18 protein-coding genes and 1 tRNA gene are annotated in these 21451 nt (G+C 39.7%); 18 read left to right on the top strand and 1 reads right to left on the bottom strand.

The genetic code is table 11. The features are described from left to right. The first annotated feature begins 164 nt into the window (after window positions 1–164). The 6 genes from BXY41_RS24575 (at window position 165) to BXY41_RS24550 (ending at window position 6690) form a co-directional block, all read left to right on the top strand. Window positions 165–1049: a glycoside hydrolase family 43 protein gene (locus BXY41_RS24575; RefSeq protein ID WP_104439523.1), complete on the top strand. Its 885-nt coding sequence runs from the start codon at window positions 165–167 to the stop codon at window positions 1047–1049. Beyond that, complete coding sequence (locus BXY41_RS24570) at window positions 1046–1906, top strand: helix-turn-helix domain-containing protein (protein ID WP_104439522.1); 861 nt, start codon at window positions 1046–1048, stop codon at window positions 1904–1906. The genes BXY41_RS24575 and BXY41_RS24570 overlap by 4 nt, the downstream gene beginning before the upstream one ends. Before the next feature lie 170 nt (window positions 1907–2076). Continuing rightward, on the top strand, window positions 2077–3390 hold the full coding sequence (locus tag BXY41_RS24565) for an ABC transporter substrate-binding protein (protein ID WP_104439521.1): 1314 nt from the start codon (window positions 2077–2079) through the stop codon (window positions 3388–3390). 69 nt (window positions 3391–3459) lie between these two features. Next, window positions 3460–4365, top strand: coding sequence for a carbohydrate ABC transporter permease (locus BXY41_RS24560; protein WP_104439520.1), 906 nt, complete (start codon window positions 3460–3462; stop codon window positions 4363–4365). 13 nt (window positions 4366–4378) lie between these two features. Next, complete coding sequence (locus BXY41_RS24555; RefSeq protein WP_104439519.1) at window positions 4379–5221, top strand: carbohydrate ABC transporter permease; 843 nt, start codon at window positions 4379–4381, stop codon at window positions 5219–5221. 23 nt (window positions 5222–5244) lie between these two features. Beyond that, window positions 5245–6690, top strand: a complete 1446-nt coding sequence (locus tag BXY41_RS24550) for an MGH1-like glycoside hydrolase domain-containing protein (protein WP_104439518.1) — start codon at window positions 5245–5247, stop codon at window positions 6688–6690. A gap of 76 nt (window positions 6691–6766) precedes the next feature. Here the strand turns inward: BXY41_RS24550 and BXY41_RS24545 are convergent, their stop codons facing one another. Next, window positions 6767–7396, bottom strand: a complete 630-nt coding sequence (locus tag BXY41_RS24545) for an ECF transporter S component (protein WP_104439517.1) — start codon at window positions 7394–7396, stop codon at window positions 6767–6769. Between the two features lie 458 nt (window positions 7397–7854). Here BXY41_RS24545 and dnaA point away from each other — a divergent pair, with 458 nt between their 5' ends. The 12 genes from dnaA to BXY41_RS24485 all read left to right on the top strand — a co-directional run bounded on the left by dnaA (window position 7855) and on the right by BXY41_RS24485 (window position 21160). Further along, window positions 7855–9231, top strand: coding sequence for a chromosomal replication initiator protein DnaA (gene dnaA, locus BXY41_RS24540; protein ID WP_104439516.1), 1377 nt, complete (start codon window positions 7855–7857; stop codon window positions 9229–9231). Between the two features lie 258 nt (window positions 9232–9489). Further along, window positions 9490–10611 (top strand): DNA polymerase III subunit beta, encoded by a 1122-nt coding sequence (dnaN, locus tag BXY41_RS24535; protein ID WP_104439515.1) that lies wholly within the window; start codon window positions 9490–9492, stop codon window positions 10609–10611. Between the two features lie 121 nt (window positions 10612–10732). Then, window positions 10733–10939 carry an RNA-binding S4 domain-containing protein gene (locus BXY41_RS24530; protein WP_104439514.1) on the top strand — a complete coding sequence of 69 codons (207 nt, stop codon included), beginning with the start codon at window positions 10733–10735 and terminating at the stop codon, window positions 10937–10939. A 165-nt stretch (window positions 10940–11104) separates the two neighbouring features. Continuing rightward, window positions 11105–12190 carry a DNA replication/repair protein RecF gene (recF, locus tag BXY41_RS24525; protein ID WP_104439513.1) on the top strand — a complete coding sequence of 362 codons (1086 nt, stop codon included), beginning with the start codon at window positions 11105–11107 and terminating at the stop codon, window positions 12188–12190. A 24-nt stretch (window positions 12191–12214) separates the two neighbouring features. Then, complete coding sequence (gyrB, locus tag BXY41_RS24520; protein WP_104439512.1) at window positions 12215–14128, top strand: DNA topoisomerase (ATP-hydrolyzing) subunit B; 1914 nt, start codon at window positions 12215–12217, stop codon at window positions 14126–14128. Between the two features lie 14 nt (window positions 14129–14142). Beyond that, window positions 14143–16716, top strand: coding sequence for a DNA gyrase subunit A (gene gyrA / locus BXY41_RS24515; protein WP_104439511.1), 2574 nt, complete (start codon window positions 14143–14145; stop codon window positions 16714–16716). Window positions 16717–16869: 153 nt separating this feature from the next. Continuing rightward, window positions 16870–18192, top strand: coding sequence for a hemolysin family protein (locus tag BXY41_RS24510; protein WP_104439510.1), 1323 nt, complete (start codon window positions 16870–16872; stop codon window positions 18190–18192). Between the two features lie 114 nt (window positions 18193–18306). Beyond that, complete coding sequence (locus tag BXY41_RS24505; RefSeq protein ID WP_104439509.1) at window positions 18307–18732, top strand: RrF2 family transcriptional regulator; 426 nt, start codon at window positions 18307–18309, stop codon at window positions 18730–18732. A 117-nt stretch (window positions 18733–18849) separates the two neighbouring features. Next, a complete protein-coding gene (locus tag BXY41_RS24500) occupies window positions 18850–19692 on the top strand; it encodes a fumarate hydratase (protein ID WP_104439508.1) in 843 nt (280 codons plus the stop codon). A gap of 21 nt (window positions 19693–19713) precedes the next feature. Further along, the gene (locus BXY41_RS24495; RefSeq protein ID WP_104439507.1) at window positions 19714–20265 is read left to right on the top strand and encodes a Fe-S-containing hydro-lyase; all 552 of its coding nucleotides are present in this window, start codon (window positions 19714–19716) and stop codon (window positions 20263–20265) included. 8 nt (window positions 20266–20273) lie between these two features. Continuing rightward, the gene (locus tag BXY41_RS24490) at window positions 20274–20987 is read left to right on the top strand and encodes a lysophospholipid acyltransferase family protein (protein ID WP_104439506.1); all 714 of its coding nucleotides are present in this window, start codon (window positions 20274–20276) and stop codon (window positions 20985–20987) included. Between the two features lie 85 nt (window positions 20988–21072). Then, window positions 21073–21160 (top strand) — tRNA-Ser (locus BXY41_RS24485). The last annotated feature ends 291 nt before the right edge of the window (window positions 21161–21451 follow it).

Below are 21451 nucleotides of genomic sequence, written 5' to 3'. Positions count from 1 at the left end.
ATACCAATTATATAGAACAAACCATGGTTCGTCAAGGGAAAAATATAAGTTTTCATCATACTTCTAATATTTTCCACATTCCCCGATTATGCAGTATAATAAATAAAACTATTTAATTTCCCAATGGGGATTCACAAAAGAATAAAAAAGGATGGGGTAATACAATGAAAAGTGAACAAATCAATATCAGAGATCCTTACGTACTGCTGTCTGACGGTGTCTATTATATGTACGGAACCAGAGCAGAAACCTGCTGGATGGCCGCCACCGGCTTTGATTGTTATACCAGTACTGACCTAATTGAATGGGATGGCCCTTATGAAGTTTTTCACAAGCCTGAGAACTTTTTTGCAGACCGAAACTGCTGGGCCCCTGAAGTTCACTGCTATCAGGATTCCTATTATATGTTTGCTACATTTAAAGATACTAAAAATCATGGCGGAACTGCCATTTTAAAAGCAGACCATCCACTGGGACCATTCACCTTATACAGTCAGAAACAAATAACTCCCCCTGATTGGGAGTGCATTGACGGAACCTTTTATGTAAGTTCTGATGGAACTCCTTATATGGTTTTTGTTCATGAATGGGTTCAGATATCGGATGGTTCCATTTGTGCAGTAAAGTTAAGCAGCGATTTAAGCCATGCCGTATCGGAGCCTGAACTTTTGTTTCATGCATCGGAAGCCAAAAGCTGGGTCGTAACAATTGAAAATAAAAACAGACCAGGAAAACATTATGTTACGGACGGTCCATTCCTTTACCGGACAACAAACGGCCGCCTTCTTATGCTGTGGTCAAGTTTTGGAAACGAAGGTTATACCCAGGCCATTGCTTATTCTGATAATGGAGATATTACTGGCAAATGGATACAGCAGGATCAATTGCTCTTTGAAAAAGATGGAGGTCACGGCATGATTTTTAAAGACAAAAAAGGAGCGCTCATTCTTACCCTCCATACACCCAATGAGCACAAAAAAGAGCACCCCGTTTTTTATCGGCTGGAAGAACAGAATAACACTCTGACTGTTAAAGGACTACATCAATGAAAGAAGTTATTTTTGCTGGAAAATGTCAGGGCATCGGAATCAGCCATGTGTCCAGAGACTGTGATCTGGCTGAAACCATCGGATTCTATAAAAATGAATATCAGATTTACTATATCTTAAATGGAGAGCGTTTTTTTTATTATGGTAACCAAAGCTACCGGATGGGAAAAGGCACGCTGACCTTTATTGATAAGAAACTCATCCCTTTTACCAACGTAATCGGAGGGAATTATCATGAACGGATTCTGATTGAACTGGAAGAGTCCTGGCTTCGTCTTGCAGGCAATGCAATGGAACTTAATCTTTTGGAATTTTTTCAAAATAATCACGGTGTTCTGCAGCTGGACGAAAAGCAGCAAAGTATTCTGGAAAAAAAACTGTTCCGTATGGAATCTGCATTGAGAAACCAGAAAATATACGGTGCAACAGAGGTTAAAAATCAGCTGTTGTCTTTATTTCTCATGATACTAAATGGAGCCGGTATCAAACCTGAGGTCTATTATATGCCAAAGAGAAAAATGATGCGCTACGTAAAAGTCGCAGAAATCATACAGTATATTATGATTCATTATTCAGAAATCTTTGGTTTAGAAGATCTGGCCAACATATTTTATTTAGATAAAAGCTATTTAAGCCGTATATTCAAAGAAGTTACCAATTTTACTGTCAATGAATTTATCAACTGTCAGAGAATTGAACAAGCCAGAATTCTCCTTCTTGACGAGAAACTTACCATGGAAGACATCTCACAGAAACTGGGTTATGAACGGTTGTCTTACTTTGACCGTGTTTTTAAAAAATATACGGGTTTATCCCCTCTGCAATACAGAAAATCCAAGAAATATAATGACGTTTAGTCAATTTAGTGCAAATTAAAGGTTTTTTTTGATGTATTGGGGCTTTCTTCCAAATGTATTGTGATTGTTTCTGATTAATAGTAAAATGTAACCATACAAAAACAAATCCGGATTTTATAATTGGTACATTTACACAATATTTTATAATGCAATCACAATTAGGAGGAACTATGAAAATCAAAAAGCTTACTGCACTGTTTTTATCTGGCATGATGACTTTTTCTCTTGCCGGCTGTTCCGGAAGCAAACCTGCCGCTTCTGCAGAGACCGTTTCTAAGGATACAGGAAAACAGATCACTCTTCGAATGGCCTGGTGGGGTTCCCAGACAAGACATGATGCCACGAACAAGGTTATTGAACTCTACGAATCAAAAAACCCCAATGTGCATATTGAAGCAGAATTTTACGATTTTGACAGTTACTTTACCAAGCTCGATACTTTGGTAGCCGCTGACGATGTGTGGGATATCTTTCAACTGGGAGGGAATTTTCCAAAATACATCAAAAATATAGAACCACTGGATGGTTACATCAAAGACGGAATTATTAATACCAGTGATACCACCGAAAATTTTCTGGCAACAACAAAGGACAACAACGGCTCTCAGATTGGAATATCCATTGGCACTAACACTTATGGAATTGCATACGATCCGGAGTTATTTCAAAAAGCCGGCTTAGCCGAGCCTGAAAATGACTGGACGTGGGATGACTGGAAAAAAGACTGTATTACCATAAAAGAAAAACTCGGTATCTACGGAAGTTCAAAGATCGACCATTTTATAGCAGGTGTGACCATGCGTGCCTCTCAGGCAGAAAAAGATGCAAATTTCTTTAAGAAAACCAATGATGGCATCGAATCAGAAGATCCCGCACCCTTTGCTGATTACTTAAAAATGATCAAAGAACTGACAGATGACGGCGCCTATCCCGATGCCGGAGCAATAAAAGAAATCAAAGACATAGAAGGGGATTATCTGGTAACCGGGGATGCAGCAATGACCTGGGTTTCCTCCAATCAGGTTTCTTCCATTGTTCATGCCTCTGGCAGAAGCATTAAAATTGCACCGGTACCAAGATTAACGAAAAATGGGCCTTATGGAATGGGTGTCCAGTCCTCCCAGCAGCTTTGTATCTCCAGTAATTCCAAAACAAAGGAAGAAGCCGCTAAATTCATTAACTTTTTTGTCAATGACATAGAAGCAAATAAAATTTTAAACGGAGAACGGGGCGTTCCTATTATGTCAAAGGTAAGAGAAGCTGTCGTTTCTCAGGCAGATGACTCCGGTAAAATTATTTATGACTTTGTAGATAAAATAGGAAATTTTCCAAAAGAAGACAGCAATGTTATAAGCCCTGATCCAAAAGCTGAAATTGAAGATCAATATAAGCTTCTGATTGAAAAAGTACAATATGGTGATGTAACACCAGAAGATGCTGCAAAACAATTGCTGGATTTTTCCAAGTCAAAATTCCAGCATTAAGGATCATTAAGAGGCAGGTAAGGATTCTCTTTGCCTGCCTTTCCTATGGAAAAAAGGAGGTAATAAGCAATGAACGAACTAAAAACCAACTGGAAAAAAATCCTCTATCATAACAATACCGTAGGTTATATTTTTTCCTTTCCCTTTCTATTTGGATTTTTCGCATTTACATTGATTCCAGTTCTGGTATCCGTATATTATTCCATGACCAATTATAAATTGGGTCAAAGTCCGGTATTTATAGGACTTGAAAACTATAAAAACCTATTCTCAGATGACCGTTTCTTAAATTCAGTAAAAGTCACCCTTATTTATGTCATCACCTCCGTTCCATCCAAACTGATTTTTGCCCTTTTTATTGCATATCTTCTGACGCAGAAACACAGTGGTGTAACATTTTACCGGTCTCTTTATTATGTTCCTTCCCTGATTGGAGGAAGCATTGCCGTAGCACTTGTCTGGAAAACCATATTTTCAAGAAAAGGACTGGCAAATACCATTCTTGCCTCTTTTGGTGTTCCAAAACTATCCTGGCTGGGTGAACCCCATCTGGCAATGGGAATACTTGTCCTCATGTCCGTCTGGCAATTCGGATCATCTATGATTATTTTTGCTGCCGGATTAAAAGAAATATCTCCAACTTATTACGAAGCAGCTGAAATTGATGGTGCAAACAAATGGCAGCGCTTTAAAGCAATTACACTCCCATGCCTTTCTCCCATTATTTTATATAATCTGATTATGCAAACCATAACTGCCTTCATGGCATTTACCCAGGCTTTCGTCATCACACAGGGCGGCCCCAACGATTCCACTAATTTCTATGCTCTTTACGTTTACAATCATGCCTTTAAATGGTCCAATATGGGATACGCCAGTGCCATGTCCTGGGTCATGCTGGCTTTAATAAGCATTATTACATTCCTGCTTTTTAAGACATCAAAATTCTGGGTATTTACAGAAGCAGACCAATAAGGAGGATCATAACATGACAAACAAACATAAAATACAGGCTTCTGTCTATCATTTATTCGTCTGTGTTCTTGGATTGATGATGATTTATCCGGTTCTCTGGATGGTCAGCGGCTCACTTAAAAATAATGCAGAGATCTTAAATGGAGGTATGAACTTAATTCCACCCCAATGGAGATTTTCTAACTTTTCCACTGGCTATCAGGGTTTTGGCGGCATAACCTTTCAAACCTTTTTCTCCAATTCATTTTTTGTTGCATCTGTCTCCACGCTTGCAACGGTTCTGTCTTCATCCTGTGTTGCCTATGCCTTTTCCAGGGTGAGTTTTAAGGGTCGAAACATCTGGTTTATGTCTATGATCTGCACCATGATGCTCCCATCCCAGATAATTCTGGTGCCTCAGTATATTATTTATAACAAGCTTGGTTTTGTAGGAACCTATCTCCCACTCATACTGCCCCATTTTTTCGGTCAGGCATTTTTCATCTATCAGATGATGCAATTTGGTGCTGGAATTCCAAAAGACCTTGATGAAGCTGCAATTATTGATGGGTGCAGTAAATATTCAATATTTACCAGGATTTTTTTACCTCTTTTGAAACCATCCATTGTAACCACCATCATCATTCAGTTTTACTGGAAATGGGATGATTTCATGTCTCCCATGATTTATTTAAGCAAACCCCGGATGTATACCGCATCTGTGGCAATAAAAAATTTTGCAGATTCCACCTCCACAACCGATTATGGAGCAATGTTTGCCATGTCCACACTTTCATTAATACCAGTATTTTTGATCTTCTTATTTTTTAACCGTTATCTGGTGGAAGGGATCAGTGGAAGTGGGATTAAAGGTTAATATACATACAGAGAGGAAAAAACGTGAATATCCAAACCAGTGTATCATTTCAGACTTCTAACGAACTTCTGCAAAAACTAATGGATTCAGCACAGAGGAAAACGTTAAACAACTTAAAAATGTTTGAGAACCGGCTCGTTCTGATCGAAGGAGGCGGATATGAAAAAATATGGCTGGAAACCCAGCCCATGGGCGGAGAAATGTATGCCAAACGCAACATGAAGGCCGGAATTAATAACCATCTCCTTTTTATGGAGCACCAGAGAGCGGATGGCCGCATCCCCGGAAGCATTGCCTTAATTAACAACCGGATCACTCCCCAGTTTGATAAATTCCAGGGCTTTTGCTTCCCCTCTTCTGCCCTTAACATGTATTACTTAATGGGAAAAGATAAAGAATATTTAACACTTCTTTACCTCACTCTGGAAAAATTTGATTCCTATTTATGGAAAACCAGAGATTCAGACGGCGATGGCTGCCTGGAAAGCTGGTGCAAGTATGATACAGGGGAAGATCATGCACTTCGCTACCAGGATGCTCCCGACTCCTGGAGTAAAGAAACACCTCCCCAAAATTGTACAGCAGTTCCCATGGCTTCTCTGGATATTATGAGTTTTTCCTACTCTGCCAGAGAGACCCTGTCCATTATCAGCTCAATACAAGGTAATGAAGACCGTAAAAACCATTGGAAACAAAAAGCATTGGCCATCCAGAAAACCATACAAGATTATCTCTGGATCGAATCAAAAGATGCCTGCTTTGACCGGAATAAAGATCATAAAACGATTGATGTTTTATATCACAACAATTTAAGAGCTATGTACTGGAACAGTTTAACAAAGCCCATGGCAGAACGTTTTGTCAAAAAACACTTATTAAACCCTGAAGAATTCTGGACGTATATGCCCCTCCCCTCCGTTGCGGTAAATGATCCTCTCTTCCGTAACATAAAAACAAATAACTGGAGCGGACAATGTGAAGCCCTCACCTACCAGAGAGCCATACGGGCTCTTGAAAATTATGACTATGATGATCTGATTCCCAAACTGGGAAAAAAACTATTTCATGCCATAGGAGATTCCTGCGTATTTGTGCAGCAATATGATCCTTTTACCGGCTCACCTTCCCTGATATCTCTGGATGGTCTCCAGGATTCCTATGGCCCTGCCATGTTATCTGTTATGGAATATACCTCCCGTATGTTAGGAATCCATATAGAGCAGGATCACATTTTTTGGGGAACATGCAAAGGATATGAAAGTGACTATGAACAGATCTGGGGTAATCATTCATTTAAAATAATAAATAATGAAAAAACAGCTCAGGCCTTTGTTGACGGAAAAAAAGTTTTCGAATCAGGAAAAGACTTAAAAATTATAACGGATCTTACCGGTAATCTTCTTTATATTAAGCAATTTACCGCTGACGCTGATATCAGGAGCATAAAAACATTTAAAATATCCCCTTAAAAAAAAGTCTCCGGCATCATTCAATTGCCGGAGACTTTTTTATTCATATATTATGAAGCATACCAATGTAATCTATTTAATTTCTCATAACTTTAAAAAGTGCCTGAGTGATGGCAACCGTTAAAATTCCTGCTACAATCGCCTCTGGAATCCCATTCATACAGATGATACCAATAATTACAGAATAGATTCCCTCAGTCAGCCCCTTGGCAGCCTGGCCGTACTCTTTGCCAAAAAGAAAATAAATCAGATTCATTACCAGCAATGTGTTGGTTAATGATCCGGCAACGCCTGCCGCTGCAAGTGCCACAGTTGTTTTCATCTTACTTCCCTTTAAAGCTTTTAATACTCCCCTGAATACATAATATGCCACGATTCCAATGAGAATTCTTGGCACCATACAGATAATCAGGCTTCCTAAATTGCCTCCGTACTCTCCCATCTTTACAAATGGTGAAAATACAAATGAGGTTGCATTGGGCATGTTGGTGTTTTTCCACAGACTTGTCAGCCCAAAAATCATTCCCAGAAATCCGCCATATTTTGGTCCAAGTATTATGGCTCCAATAATGACCGGAACGTGAATGATGGTGGCGTTCATAAATCCCAAAGGAATATATCCAAAGGGCGTAAACGCCATGATGATGATAAGGGCAACAAAGATTGCAGCCAGTACCATGTCGCGTGTTTTGTTTCCAGTATTCATATTTTTCCTCCTGTGCTACTGTTCTTTTATAAGATACAATGCATCTGGTTACAACTGCATTATACATAACTGAACTTTATCCGTCAATCCTGTCTATTAAATCGACATTTCTTTGTTAATTTACATAAAGTTATCAACATTATGGGGATAACTTGTGGAAAACTCTCTGGATAGTATCTTGATAACCTTTTTTTGTACACATGCCTGTCCGAAAGATTTTGATAAAATCTATATTTCCCGGATGTGAATAACCAGAGTTTTAAAATCGGTTTTTTTGTGGACAACTTTCCCTCTGGATGCTTATCAACAATCCATACACAGCTAATTCACAGCCCTTTCACACACTTATCCACAATTTTTTACTATTATCATTGAAAATTATTACAAAATAGTATAGAATGAACAGTAGATTGGGCTAATGCGCATATTTGCATTTTAATAGATGTAGGAGACATACAATGTTAGAAAAGTTAAAAGAAAAATGGGACGAAATCTTATTGAATTTAAAAGAAGAGCACGAAATTACAGATGTTTCTTTCAAAACCTGGCTTCTCCCGCTTAAAGTTTATGCCGTTGACGGAGAAAAGGTAATTGTCACGGTACCGGATGTAGAATTTCTAGGATACATCCGCAAAAAATACGGGTTTCTTCTAAAAATCACCATAGAAGAAGTAACTGGCTTTGAATGCAGCGTTGATTTTGTTGTGGAAAATCAGATTCAAAAAGAAGCAGCTCCCGCTCCTGCAGGAAATACACTGATAACCAATACGGTAAATTCGGTCAGTCAGTCCGCAATCATAAACGCGAATTTAAATCCGAAATACATCTTTGATACCTTTGTTGTAGGTGCCAATAATAATCTGGCACATGCGGCATCCCTGGCAGTTGCAGAATCCCCCGGTGAAATTTACAACCCTCTTTTCATCTATGGAGGTGTGGGACTGGGGAAAACTCACTTAATGCATTCCATCGGTCATTTCATATTAAAGAATAATCCGAATGCAAAGGTTCTCTACGTCACCAGTGAAAAGTTCACCAACGAGCTGATCGATGCGATTCGAAACAAGAACAACTTCTCTCCTACTGAATTCAGGGAAAAGTACAGAAATAACGATGTTCTGCTAATCGATGATATCCAGTTTATCATTGGTAAAGAAAGTACACAGGAAGAATTCTTCCATACATTTAACGCATTATATGAAGCAAAAAAGCAGATTATTATTTCATCTGATAAACCGCCAAAAGAAATCGAGACATTGGAAGAACGTCTCCGATCCCGTTTTGAATGGGGTTTAACAGTGGACATACAGTCTCCCGATTACGAAACCAGAATGGCCATTCTTCGCAAAAAAGAAGAAATGGAAGGTTACAATATCGACAACGAAGTTATTAAATACATAGCTACCAACATCAAATCCAACATCCGGGAGCTGGAAGGCGCCCTGACAAAAATCGTAGCACTCTCACGCCTTGATAATAAGGAAATCACCGTTGAGCTGGCTGAAGAAGCCTTAAAAGATATTATATCACCTAATGATAAACGGGAAGTAACCCCAGAACTGGTGATTCAGGTTGTTGCTGACCATTATGGTATTACGCCTCTTGATATCTGTTCTCAAAAGCGTAACAAGGAAATCGTATATCCACGCCAGATTGTGATGTACCTTTGCCGAGAGATGGTTGGAACTCCACTGCAGATGATTGGAAAATTCCTTGGCGGAAGAGATCATACCACCATAATTCATGGGATTGAGAAGATCTCAGGGGATGTGAATAAGAACGAAACCTTAAACAACACCATTGAGATATTAAAGAAGAAAATTAATCCACAATAGGGTGTGAATCACCTGTTAATTTCATGTGGATAATTAAGCGGCTCAAAAGGGTTCTGATCAGTCTGTGGATAACCTTTCATTTTTCCTCACGTTTTGTGGACGTTATTCACATTGTTATGAACAGGACAACTTTAGGCTTTATAACGGTTATCAGGGCTTTTACACAAACCCACAGCCCCTACTACTAATACGACGAAATTAATCTATATTATTTATCTATTTATTGTTATTTTGAGAGCAAAGGAGTTATCAACAATTATGAAACTGACATTTAAGCAGGATGCCATTTTAAATGGTATTAATATTGTATTAAAAGCAGTTCCCAGCAAAACAACCATGTCCATCCTGGAGTGCATCTTTATCGATGCCAGCGGCTCTGAAATTAAACTCACTGCCAATGATATGGAGCTTGGTATTGAAACAAAGGTGGAAGGAACCATCCTGGAGCGGGGAAAGATTGCTTTAGAAGCCAAACTTCTTTCAGAAATTGTAAGAAAGCTGTCCTCTTCCGGTGATTCCATGGTAACAATTGAAAGCGATGAAAAATTTACAACAACCATTTCCTGTGACAACTCTATTTTCCATATACAGGGCCGGGATGGGGAAGAATTTGCATACTTACCTTATATTGAGCGTGATCACTATATCTGCTTATCCCAGTTTTCCTTAAAAGAAGTCATCAGGCAGACTATTTTTTCCATCGCACCCAATGACAGTAATAAGATGATGACAGGAGAACTGTTTCAGGTTACAGGTAACCAGTTAAAAGTGGTTTCTCTGGATGGTCACAGAATATCCATTCGAAATATTGAATTAAAAGATACCTATCGTGATATAAAAGTCATTGTTCCTGGCAAGACTCTAAATGAAATCAGCAAGATACTTGGCGGAGATAACGAAAAAGAGGTTCTTATTTTCTTCAGCACAAACCACATCCTCTTTGAATTTGATCATACAATCGTTGTATCCCGTCTGATTGAAGGAGATTATTTCCGTATTGACCAGATGCTCTCCAGTGATTACGAAACAAAAGTCAGTGTAAATAAGAAAGAGCTTTTAGACTGTCTTGACCGGGCAACCATCCTGGTGAGAGAAAATGACAAAAAACCTCTGATCATCAATATTGAAGATCAGGAGATGGAACTTCGTATGAATTCCAGTTTTGGATCCATGAATGCCCAGGTTCCAACCCATAAAACCGGAAGTGACATCATGATTGGATTTAATCCCAAATTCCTCATTGATGCATTAAGGATCATTGATGACGAAGAAGTGACAATTTATATGTTAAATCCCAAATCCCCCTGCTTTATCCGGGATGAGGAAGGAAAATACATTTATCTGATTCTTCCTGTAAACTTTAACGCGGCATCTGTTTAAACTAACTGCAGGAGCGTCCTTACGGACATACCTTTATGTCCAGAAAGCGTGGACAAGAAAGAGGAGCGTCCTTACGGACATACCTTTATGTCCAAAAAGCGTGGACAAGAAAGAGGAAACCATGGAAACAATAAAATTAAGGGATGAGTATATTAAGTTAGGACAGGCGTTAAAAGCTGCCGGTCTGGTAGGCTCCGGTGTTGATGCCAAGTTTGTTATCGAGGATGGTCTTGTTTCCGTTAATGGACAGCCTGAGTATCAGAGAGGGAAGAAATTAAGAAGCGGAGATATGGTTACATTCGATGGTAAGAGCATTAAAATTGAGTGATACTAAACAGCCATACCTTTATGTCCAGAAAGCATGGACAATAGAGAGGAACGCCCTGTGGGCATACCTTTATGTCCAGAAAGCATGGACAATAGAGAGGAACGCCCTGTGGGCATACCTTTATGTCCAGAAAGCATGGACAATAGAGAGGAAATTACAACATCCATGATCATTGAATCGATAGAGCTTAAGAATTATCGCAACTATGATGAATTACATATGGATTTTAGTCAGGGAACCAATATACTCTATGGGGACAATGCCCAGGGGAAAACAAATGTCTTAGAAGCTATCTATGTCTGTGCTACGACAAAATCCCACAGAGGCAGCAAGGACAAGGAAATCATACAGTTTGACAGGGATGAGTCGCATATCAAGCTAAACGTCAGAAAGAATGACATTCCATACCGGATTGACATGCATTTGAAAAAGAATAAAGCCAAAGGCGTAGCGGTTAATGGCGTGCCCATCCGCAAAGCCAGCGAATTATTTGGAATTGTCAACGTTGTATTTTTTTCTCCGGAAGACTTAAATCTCATAAAAAACGGACCGGCAGAAAGGCGTCGGTTCGTTGACATGGAATTATGTCAACTTAATAAGCTGTATGTACACTCATTAGTCCAGTATAACCGGATTGTGACACAGCGTAATAAATTATTAAAAGATCTTGCATTTCGCCCGGATTACGAAGAAACACTGGATATCTGGGACATGCAGCTGGTGCAGTATGGGAAAGAAATTATTCTGTACAGAAAAGAATTTGTAGAGAGACTTGGAATGATTATTGAACCCATCCACCGAAAGTTATCCGGGGATAAAGAATCCTTGCATATTCTTTATGAACCAGATGTAGAGGCGGATTCTTTTGAAGAAACCTTAAGACGAAGCAGAAGTCAGGATCTGAAACAGAGAACTACTCTGACAGGCCCCCATCGGGACGATTTAAGTTTCATGGTGAATGGCATTGATATCAGGCGGTTTGGTTCTCAGGGGCAACAACGGACTGCAGCTTTATCTTTAAAACTGGCAGAAATAGAACTGGTAGAAAACATTGTGCATGATTATCCCATTCTTTTGCTGGATGATGTACTGTCTGAACTGGATAACAGCAGACAGAATCAATTACTGGCAGGAATTAATCATATACAGACTGTAATTACCTGTACGGGACTGGAGGATTTTGTAAATGACCGGTTCCATATTGATAAAATATTTAAGGTAATAAACGGTACCGTAGACAATGAAAATTAACGATTCAGGAGGAAGCGTACGAATATGAGTCAAGAATATGGTGCAGATCAAATCCAGATATTAGAGGGGCTTGAGGCAGTAAGAAAGAGACCCGGTATGTATATCGGCAGTACATCCATCAGAGGACTTCATCATCTGGTATACGAAATAGTGGATAATGCGGTGGATGAAGCTCTTGCAGGATACTGTGACAGCATAGAAGTAGTCATTCATAGTGACAACTCCATAACAGTAGTGGATGATGGGCGCGGAATCCCCGTAGGTATTCAAAAGAAAGCAGGTATTCCTGCAGTTGAGGTAGCATTTACCATCCTCCATGCCGGCGGAAAATTTGGCGGCGGAGGATACAAGGTATCCGGCGGACTTCATGGAGTTGGAGCATCTGTTGTAAATGCTCTTTCTCAGTGGCTGGAAGTTGAGATCCGTACAGAAGGAAAGATCTATAAGCAGCGTTATGAGAAGGGTAAAACCATGTACCCGTTAAAAACAATCGGTGATTGTGATCCGGAAGATCATGGAACCACGGTTACATTTCTTCCTGATAAGGACATTTTCGAGGAAACAATCTTTGATTATGATACACTGAAAATACGGTTAAGAGAAACTGCCTTCCTTACTAAGAATTTAAAGATCGTCCTTCGTGATGAGAGGGAGGATTCCCATGAGCATGTATTCCATTATGAAGGTGGAATTAAAGAGTTTGTCACTTATTTAAACAAAGGGAAAACTCCGCTGTACGATCAGGTATTTTACTGCGAGGGAACAAAAGACGGTGTGTATGTGGAAGTGGCTCTGCAGCACAATGATTCCTATACAGAAAATATTTACAGCTTTGTAAATAACATCAACACGCCCGAAGGTGGAACCCATCTGGTTGGATTTAAGAATGCACTGACAACCACCTTAAACGATTATGCAAGAAAAAATAAGCTGTTAAGGGAAAGCGAAGCCAATTTGTCCGGTGAAGATATCCGGGAAGGTATGACAGCTATTATCAGTGTAAAGATTGAAGAACCGCAGTTTGAAGGACAGACCAAGCAGAAACTGGGAAACAGTGAAGCAAGAGGTGCAGTGGATGGTCTTCTCAGAGAACAGCTGACCTATTACCTGGAACAGAATCCGGGAATCTCAAAGACGATCTGTGATAAGTCCATTCTGGCTCAGAGAGCAAGAGCGGCCGCCAGAAAGGCAAGAGATTTAACCAGAAGAAAAACAGCTCTTGAAGGAATGGCACTTCCGGGAAAACTTGCGGATTGTTCTGATAAGAATCCGGAAAACTGTGAGATCTACATCGTAGAGGGAGACAGTGCCGGCGGTTCTGCAAAGACAGCCCGCTCCCGAAATACCCAGGCCATTCTTCCACTTCGTGGAAAGATCTTAAACGTAGAGAAAGCAAGACTTGATAAAATTTATGCAAATGCCGAAATCAGAGCCATGATTACAGCGTTCGGAACCGGCATTCATGATGATTTCGATTTATCCAAGTTAAGATACCATAAAATCATTATCATGACCGATGCCGATGTGGATGGTGCCCATATCAGCACCCTGCTTTTAACTTTCTTATACCGGTTCATGCCGGGACTGATCAAAAATGGTTACGTATATCTGGCGCAGCCGCCGTTATATAAAATTGAGAAAAATAAAAGAGTATGGTATGCTTACAGCGATGAAGAACTTAATTCCATCTTAAAAGAGGTTGGACGAGATAACAATAATAAGATTCAGCGCTACAAAGGTCTTGGAGAGATGGATGCGGAACAGCTTTGGGAGACTACTATGGATCCTGAAAGAAGAGTTCTTTTAAGAATTAACATGGACGAAGATTCCCAGTCGGAAATGGATTTGACATTTTCAACCCTGATGGGTGACCAGGTAGAACCAAGACGTGAATTTATCGATGCGAATGCCAAATACGTACAGAATCTTGATATTTAATTGGAGGAAATAAAATGGAACCAAATATCTTTGATAAAGTTCATGACGTGGACTTAAAAAAGACCATGGAAAAATCGTATATCGATTATGCCATGAGCGTCATTGCTTCCAGGGCACTGCCGGATGTCCGAGACGGATTAAAACCGGTTCAGAGAAGAGTCCTGTATTCCATGATAGAGCTCAACAACGGTCCGGATAAGCCACATCGTAAATGTGCCCGTATCGTTGGTGATACCATGGGTAAGTATCACCCACATGGTGACAGCTCTATTTACGGAGCCCTGGTAAATTTAGCACAGGAATGGTCCACCAGATATCCTCTGGTAGACGGGCACGGAAACTTCGGTTCTGTGGATGGAGACGGCGCAGCTGCCATGAGGTATACAGAAGCCCGTTTAAGTAAAATCTCCATGGAAATGCTTGCAGATATTAATAAAGATACCGTTGATTTCAGTCCGAACTTTGATGAGACAGAGAGGGAGCCCGATGTGCTTCCAGCCCGTTATCCCAATCTTCTGGTTAATGGTACGTCAGGCATTGCAGTAGGTATGGCAACCAATATTCCTCCTCATAACTTAAGAGAAGTCATTGGGGCGGTTCTGAAGATCATAGATAATCAGGTTGATGAAGATAGAGAAACTACCATGGAAGAAATTCTGGAAATTATAAAAGGACCAGATTTTCCTACAGGTGCAACCATCCTGGGAAAACGTGGCATAGAAGAAGCTTACCGTACAGGAAGAGGCAAGATCCGTGTAAGAGCAGTCAGTGATATTGAGTCTATGCCCAATGGAAAGAGCCGTATTATTGTTACGGAGCTTCCTTACATGGTTAATAAAGCCCGACTGATTGAAAAAATTGCAGAGCTGGTAAAAGATAAAAAAATCGATGGTATTACAGACCTTCGGGATGAATCAGACCGTACTGGTATGAGAATCTGCATAGAACTTCGCCGCGATGCCAATGCCAACGTAATTTTAAACCAGCTGCTTAAACATACCCAGCTTCAGGATACTTTTGGCGTTATCATGATAGCACTTGTTAAGAATCAGTCTGGAGTGCTGGAACCCAAAGTGTTAAATCTGGTACAGATGTTAAACTATTACCTGGAGCACCAGAAAGAGGTTGTAACCAGAAGAACCCGTTACGATTTGAACAAGGCAGAGGAACGGGCTCATATCTTGGAAGGATTGCTCATTGCCCTGGATAATATTGATGAAGTAATTCACATCATCAGAGCATCCCAAAATGTCCAGATTGCAAAAGCAGAACTTATGAGCCGGTTTGGTTTAAGTGATCCCCAGTCCCAGGCAATCGTTGATATGCGTTTAAGAGCTCTTACCGGTCTGGAAAGAGAGAAGCTGGAAAACGAATACAAAGAACTGGAAATGAGAATTGCAGAATTAAAGGCCATACTCGCAGATGAAAAGAAGCTTCTTGGAGTAATCAAAGAGGAAATCAGTATTATTTCTGCTAAATATGGAGATGATAGAAGAACCTCCATTGGATTTGATGAGTTTGATATGTCAATGGAAGACTTAATTCCTGATGAAAGTACTATCGTTGCCATGACAAAGCTTGGTTACATTAAGAGAATGTCCGTGGACAATTTCAAAAACCAGAATCGTGGCGGTAGAGGTATCAAGGGAATGCAGACCATTGATCAGGACTACATTGAAGATCTGATGATGACAACGACCCACCACTATCTCATGTTCTTTACCAATACAGGACGTGTTTACCGGTTAAAGACTTATATGATACCGGAAGGAAGCCGGACCTCCAGGGGGACTGCCATTGTAAATCTTCTTCAGATGCTTCCAGGTGAAAACATTACAGCCATTATTCCAATGAAAGAATATGATGATGACAAGTTCTTATTTATGGCAACCAAAAACGGTATGGTTAAGAAAACACCGATGATGGAATATGCCAATGTGAGAAAGAACGGTCTTCAGGCAATTGTTCTGCGTGAAAATGATGAACTGATTGAAGTAAAAGCTACTGATGATACCAATGATATATTCCTGGTGACAAAGAAAGGACAGTGTATCCGTTTCCATGAAAAGGATGTACGTGTTACAGGCCGTGTCTCCATCGGTGTAATTGGTATGAAGTTAAATGATGATGATCAGGTAGTAGGAATGCAGATGGATTCCCAGGGACCCAAGCTTTTGATCGTTTCTGAAAATGGAATGGGCAAAAGAACTCCTATTGAAGAATTCACACCTCAAAGAAGAGGCGGTAAAGGTGTTCTGTGTTATAAGATCACAGAAAAAACCGGTGATATAGTAGGAGCCAAGCTGGTTCAGGATGATCATGATCTTCTTCTTATCACGACAGAAGGAATTGTAATCAGAATTTCCGTTAATGATATCTCCGTTATTGGAAGAAATACTTCTGGTGTAAAATTAATGAACATTGATCAGGATTCCGATATCATGGTTGCAAGTATTGCAAAAGTCCGGGATGACGGAAGCAAATCTGAAGGAGAAGGTTTGGATGAACTGGATCTTGAGGATGTAGAAGAACCTGTTCAAACGGAAGATGCTCCGGAGACGGAAGATATAACAGAGACCGAAGAATAAATCTTAACACAAACGATATAGCAAAATATTGTTCTTTATTTTATAATACCAATCAACAATAAAGGACAGTGAAAAGGCTCAGGCTGCAGCAATTTTTATTTTACTGCTTCCTGAGACTTTTTCTTTGATCCATATTAAAGGAGGAAATTAAGCTTGGAAACTGACCCAGGCGCGGCGCAGATATCCGCACAGATTTTATTGCTCATAGCCCTTACCATAATGAACGCATTTTTTTCAGGGGCAGAAATGGCTGTTGTATCAGTTAATAAAAACAGGATCCGCATGTTAGCAGACAGCGGAAACAAAAAAGCAATTTTGATTCAAAAGCTTTCAGAAGACTCTACGGGATTTTTATCAACCATCCAGGTAGCAATTACATTTGCAGGATTCTTTTCAAGTGCTTCAGCGGCAACTGGAATTTCCCAGGTTCTGGGGGCGAAGCTTTACTTACTTGGAGTACCTTATAGCAAAAGTTTAGCTATGGTGGCAGTAACCATCCTACTCTCTTATTTTAATCTGGTCTTTGGTGAATTGGTTCCCAAGAGGATTGCTTTGCAAAAGGCGGAAAAATTCAGTCTGTTTGCAGTCAGTCCCATTTATGCGATTTCAAAAGTGCTGGGTCCATTTATCAAACTTCTATCTGTGTCCACAAACGGTGTATTAAAGTTACTTGGTATGAAGACGGAAAATCTGGAAGAAGAAGTTTCCGAGGAAGAAATAAGAACCATGCTGCAGACCGGTAGGGAAAGTGGCGTATTTAATAAAATAGAGGAGGAAATGATTAAGTCTATTTTCCTCTTTGATGATAAAAGAGCAAGAGAGATCATGACTCCAAGACAGGACATGGTAACCATCAATATTGAGCAGCCTGTAGAACAGGTCCTGAATGATATTCTAAATACCAGACATTCCAGAATTCCTGTTTACGAGGGTGATATCGATAATATAATCGGAATATTATCCATGAAGGATTTTTCAATTGAAATGAGTAAGATGGAACCTGAAGCCATTGATATTAGAGCGATCCTTCAAAAACCGTATTATATACCGGAAAATAAAAAAACGGATAATCTGTTTCTTGAGATGCAGAAAAATAAGCTGAAGATGGCAATTTTAATTGATGAATACGGAGGGGTTTCAGGTTTGATCACTCTGGAAGATCTGATTGAAGAGATTGTGGGAGATATTCATGATGAATATGAAGAATCTGAGCCGTTGCTTACAGAACTGGAACCTTTTGTGTTTCGGGCTTTAGGAGGAATTTCTCTCTACGATCTTGATGAGGTTCTTCATGAAAAAATAGACAGTTCCTGTGATACATTGTCCGGATATTTAATTGAATTGCTTGGCTTTATTCCTATGAAATCCCAGATTCCCATGGAGCTTGAAGATGATGCAAATCACTATTCCATTCTTGAAGTAGAAGACAGGGTAATAAAAAAAGTAATAATCCGTATAAAAGATAAGAATGAATAGGTCCTTATTTCCCCTTCATGCCCTTGACATTCAGCATACAAATTGGTAAGATACAAACTGAAACAACAATTATTACAGATGATGATGCAAGATTTAGTAGAATGGGGGATTAGCATGACAAGTGAATTTGCAGTTGCCGTTCACGGACTGGTATATCTGGATCAAAGGAAGATTACTACATCCAGCGAAGAACTGGCTTCCAATGTCTGCACCAATCCTGCCCGCGTTAGAAAAGTTATGGCGAAGTTAAAAAAGGCAGGTATTATTGCGACAAAAGAAGGTCTGGAGGGAGGCTATCATCTGATAGGTGATCCGGACACAATAAGTCTGAAACAAATAAGCGATGCACTTGATGTGGCATTTGTATCATCTTCCTGGAAATCAGGAGATGAAAACAATCCCTGCATGGTTGCTTCCGGTATGGCGGGAGTGATGGATGAAATTTACGGTGAACTGAATGAGTTATGCAGAGAGAGAATGGAGCAGATAACCATAAAGGATATTCGTGAAAAATTAATCCGGAGCCGGCTTATTATATAGTGAAAGAAAGTTAGTGGGAATGGTGTATGCCATTCCCCTTTTTTTTTCTTGATTTCATCATTTGATTCGTATATGATTAAGTAAGGAAAGGTAGTAACCGTTTGTCTGGAGGAGATCATGATCAGAACCATAAGAGCAGAAGAAATAACAGAGAATATTAAGGAAATGTGTATAGAAGCAAATCATATCCTGTCAAAGGACATGGAAGAAGTATTTTTACAATCAGCCGAAAAAGAAAAATCGGCATTAGGAAAACAAATTCTTTGTCAGCTGAAGGAGAACTTAGACATAGCCAGAGAAGATTTGATTCCCATTTGTCAGGATACTGGAATGGCGGTCATATTTTTAAAAATCGGACAGGATGTACATATAGAAGGAGCTGGATTGTCTGATGCAGTGAATCAGGGAGTGAGGGAAGGCTATACAGAAGGATATTTAAGAAAATCCGTAGTTGAACCTATCGAACGAATTAATACAAAGGATAATACGCCTGCAATCATCCATTATGAGATTGTGCCGGGAGATCAGATTGATATAACTGTGGCACCAAAAGGATTTGGAAGCGAAAATATGAGCCGCATATTTATGTTAAAGCCAGCAGACGGACTGGAAGGAGTAAAAGAATCTATTTTAACCGCCGTAAAGGATGCAGGACCCAATGCATGTCCGCCCATGGTTGTGGGCGTTGGTATTGGAGGTACGTTTGAAAAATGTGCTCAGATGGCAAAGCATGCACTTACCAGAGACTTAAATGAAGAGCCCTCCATTCCATATGTAAGAGAACTGGAAAAAGAGATGCTTGAAAAAGTTAATAAACTGGGAATCGGACCAGGAGGTTTAGGTGGAACCGTTACTGCGCTTGCTGTTAATATTGAAACCTACCCTACTCACATAGCTGGTCTTCCTGTTGCAGTTAACATTTGTTGCCATGTAAACCGGCATGCTCACCGAATCATATAGGATTATATAAGGGAGAAAACCATGGAATATCATATAAATGCACCAGTCAGTGACGAAAATGCACAAAAATTGAAAGCAGGGGATTACGTCTATCTTACTGGCACCATCTACACAGCCAGAGATGCTGCACATAAAAGAATGAAAGAAGCTCTTGATAAGAATGAAAATCTTCCTTTCGATATAAAAGGAAATGTAATTTACTATATGGGTCCATCTCCCGCAAGAGAAGGGCGCCCCATCGGATCAGCAGGCCCCACAACAGCCAGCCGGATGGATCGATATACTCCACAGCTTCTGGATCTGGGACTTGGTGCCATGATTGGAAAAGGAAAAAGGAGTAAAGAAGTTATTGATGCAATTATAAGAAATCAGTCTGTTTATTTTGCTGCAGTAGGTGGAGCAGGTGCTCTTCTTTCCAAATGTATTGTTTCATCCAAAGTAATTGCATATGAAGATCTGGGAACAGAGGCAATCAGATGTCTGGAAATTAAAGATTTCCCCGTAATCGTAGTAATTGACAGCGAAGGCAATAATCTATATGAAACTGCACTTACACAATACAGAGAGGAATAGACCAGTCCATGAACCGAATTTTCTATATGGTAGTAAGAAATTTTTTACGTGTACCCCTATGGTATTATAAGATAAGGAAGATGGGGATTAAGGAAGAATATTATCCTCACAAAGAACGTTATGAATATATTCGTAATGTAGTAAAGAAAGTAAATAAATCAGGACGTGTGGAAGTCATGGTCCATGGTGTTGAGAATATACCTTCCGAGAACGGTTTTATACTCTTCCCAAACCATCAGGGATTATTTGATATGCTGGCAATTATGGAAGCCTGTCCGAAACCTTTAAGCGTAGTTGTTAAAAAAGAGGCCGCCAATCTGATTTTGGTTAAGGAAGTGGTAAAGGCTCTGGATGGTTTCTATATAGACCGCCAGGATATTAAAGCTTCTTTAGATATTATATCCAGAATGACCGCAGAGGTAAAAGAGAAGAAGAACTTTGTTATCTTTGCAGAGGGGACCCGTAGCAGGGAGGGAAACCAATTGCTGCCATTTAAGGGAGGCACATTTAAAAGTGCGGTAAATGCATGCTGTCCCATTGTACCAGTTGCATTAATTGACAGTTTTAAACCCTTTGATGAGAATTCCTCCAGAAAACAGAAGGTGGAGGTCTGCTTTCTAAAACCACTGTATTACGAGGATTATCAGAAGTTAAAGACCACTCAGATTGCAGAATTGGTGCATGATAAAATACAGGAAGAAATAAATCAAAAAATGGGTTGACAAGTCGAATTATATTTTGTATAATTGTCAATGCGTCTGGAAAAGATATACTTGATAGACGAATCATATGGAGATTAAGAACTACGGAGAAATACTCAAGAGGCCGAAGAGGCGCCCCTGCTAAGGGTGTAGGTCGGGTGACCGGCGCGAGGGTTCAAATCCCTCTTTCTCCGCTCAAATCCAAATGATTATTTTTTTCTCTTAGACAGTGAAAAAAGTGGTTGACAGTTAAAAAAAACCATGGTATTATATACCAGCTGTCGAAAAACAGTGAAAGAAATCAAAAAAAGAAAATAAAAAAAGTTGTTGACAAAGAAACGGCAACATGATATACTAAATGGGTTGCTGTTGAGAAAGATAACAACAAAAAGCACTTTGAAAACAGAAGATTGAACAGTATGTAAAACCCTGAAAATTCTAATAATAAGCTGTGTTTGAACAGCTTTGAATGAGAAATTCAGAAC

It is taken from the genome of Lacrimispora xylanisolvens, assembly GCF_002934545.1.
GTDB lineage: Bacteria > Bacillota > Clostridia > Lachnospirales > Lachnospiraceae > Lacrimispora > Lacrimispora xylanisolvens.
Note: the sequence above shows the minus strand (reverse complement) of the source record. Positions and strands in the feature narration are given on the sequence as shown.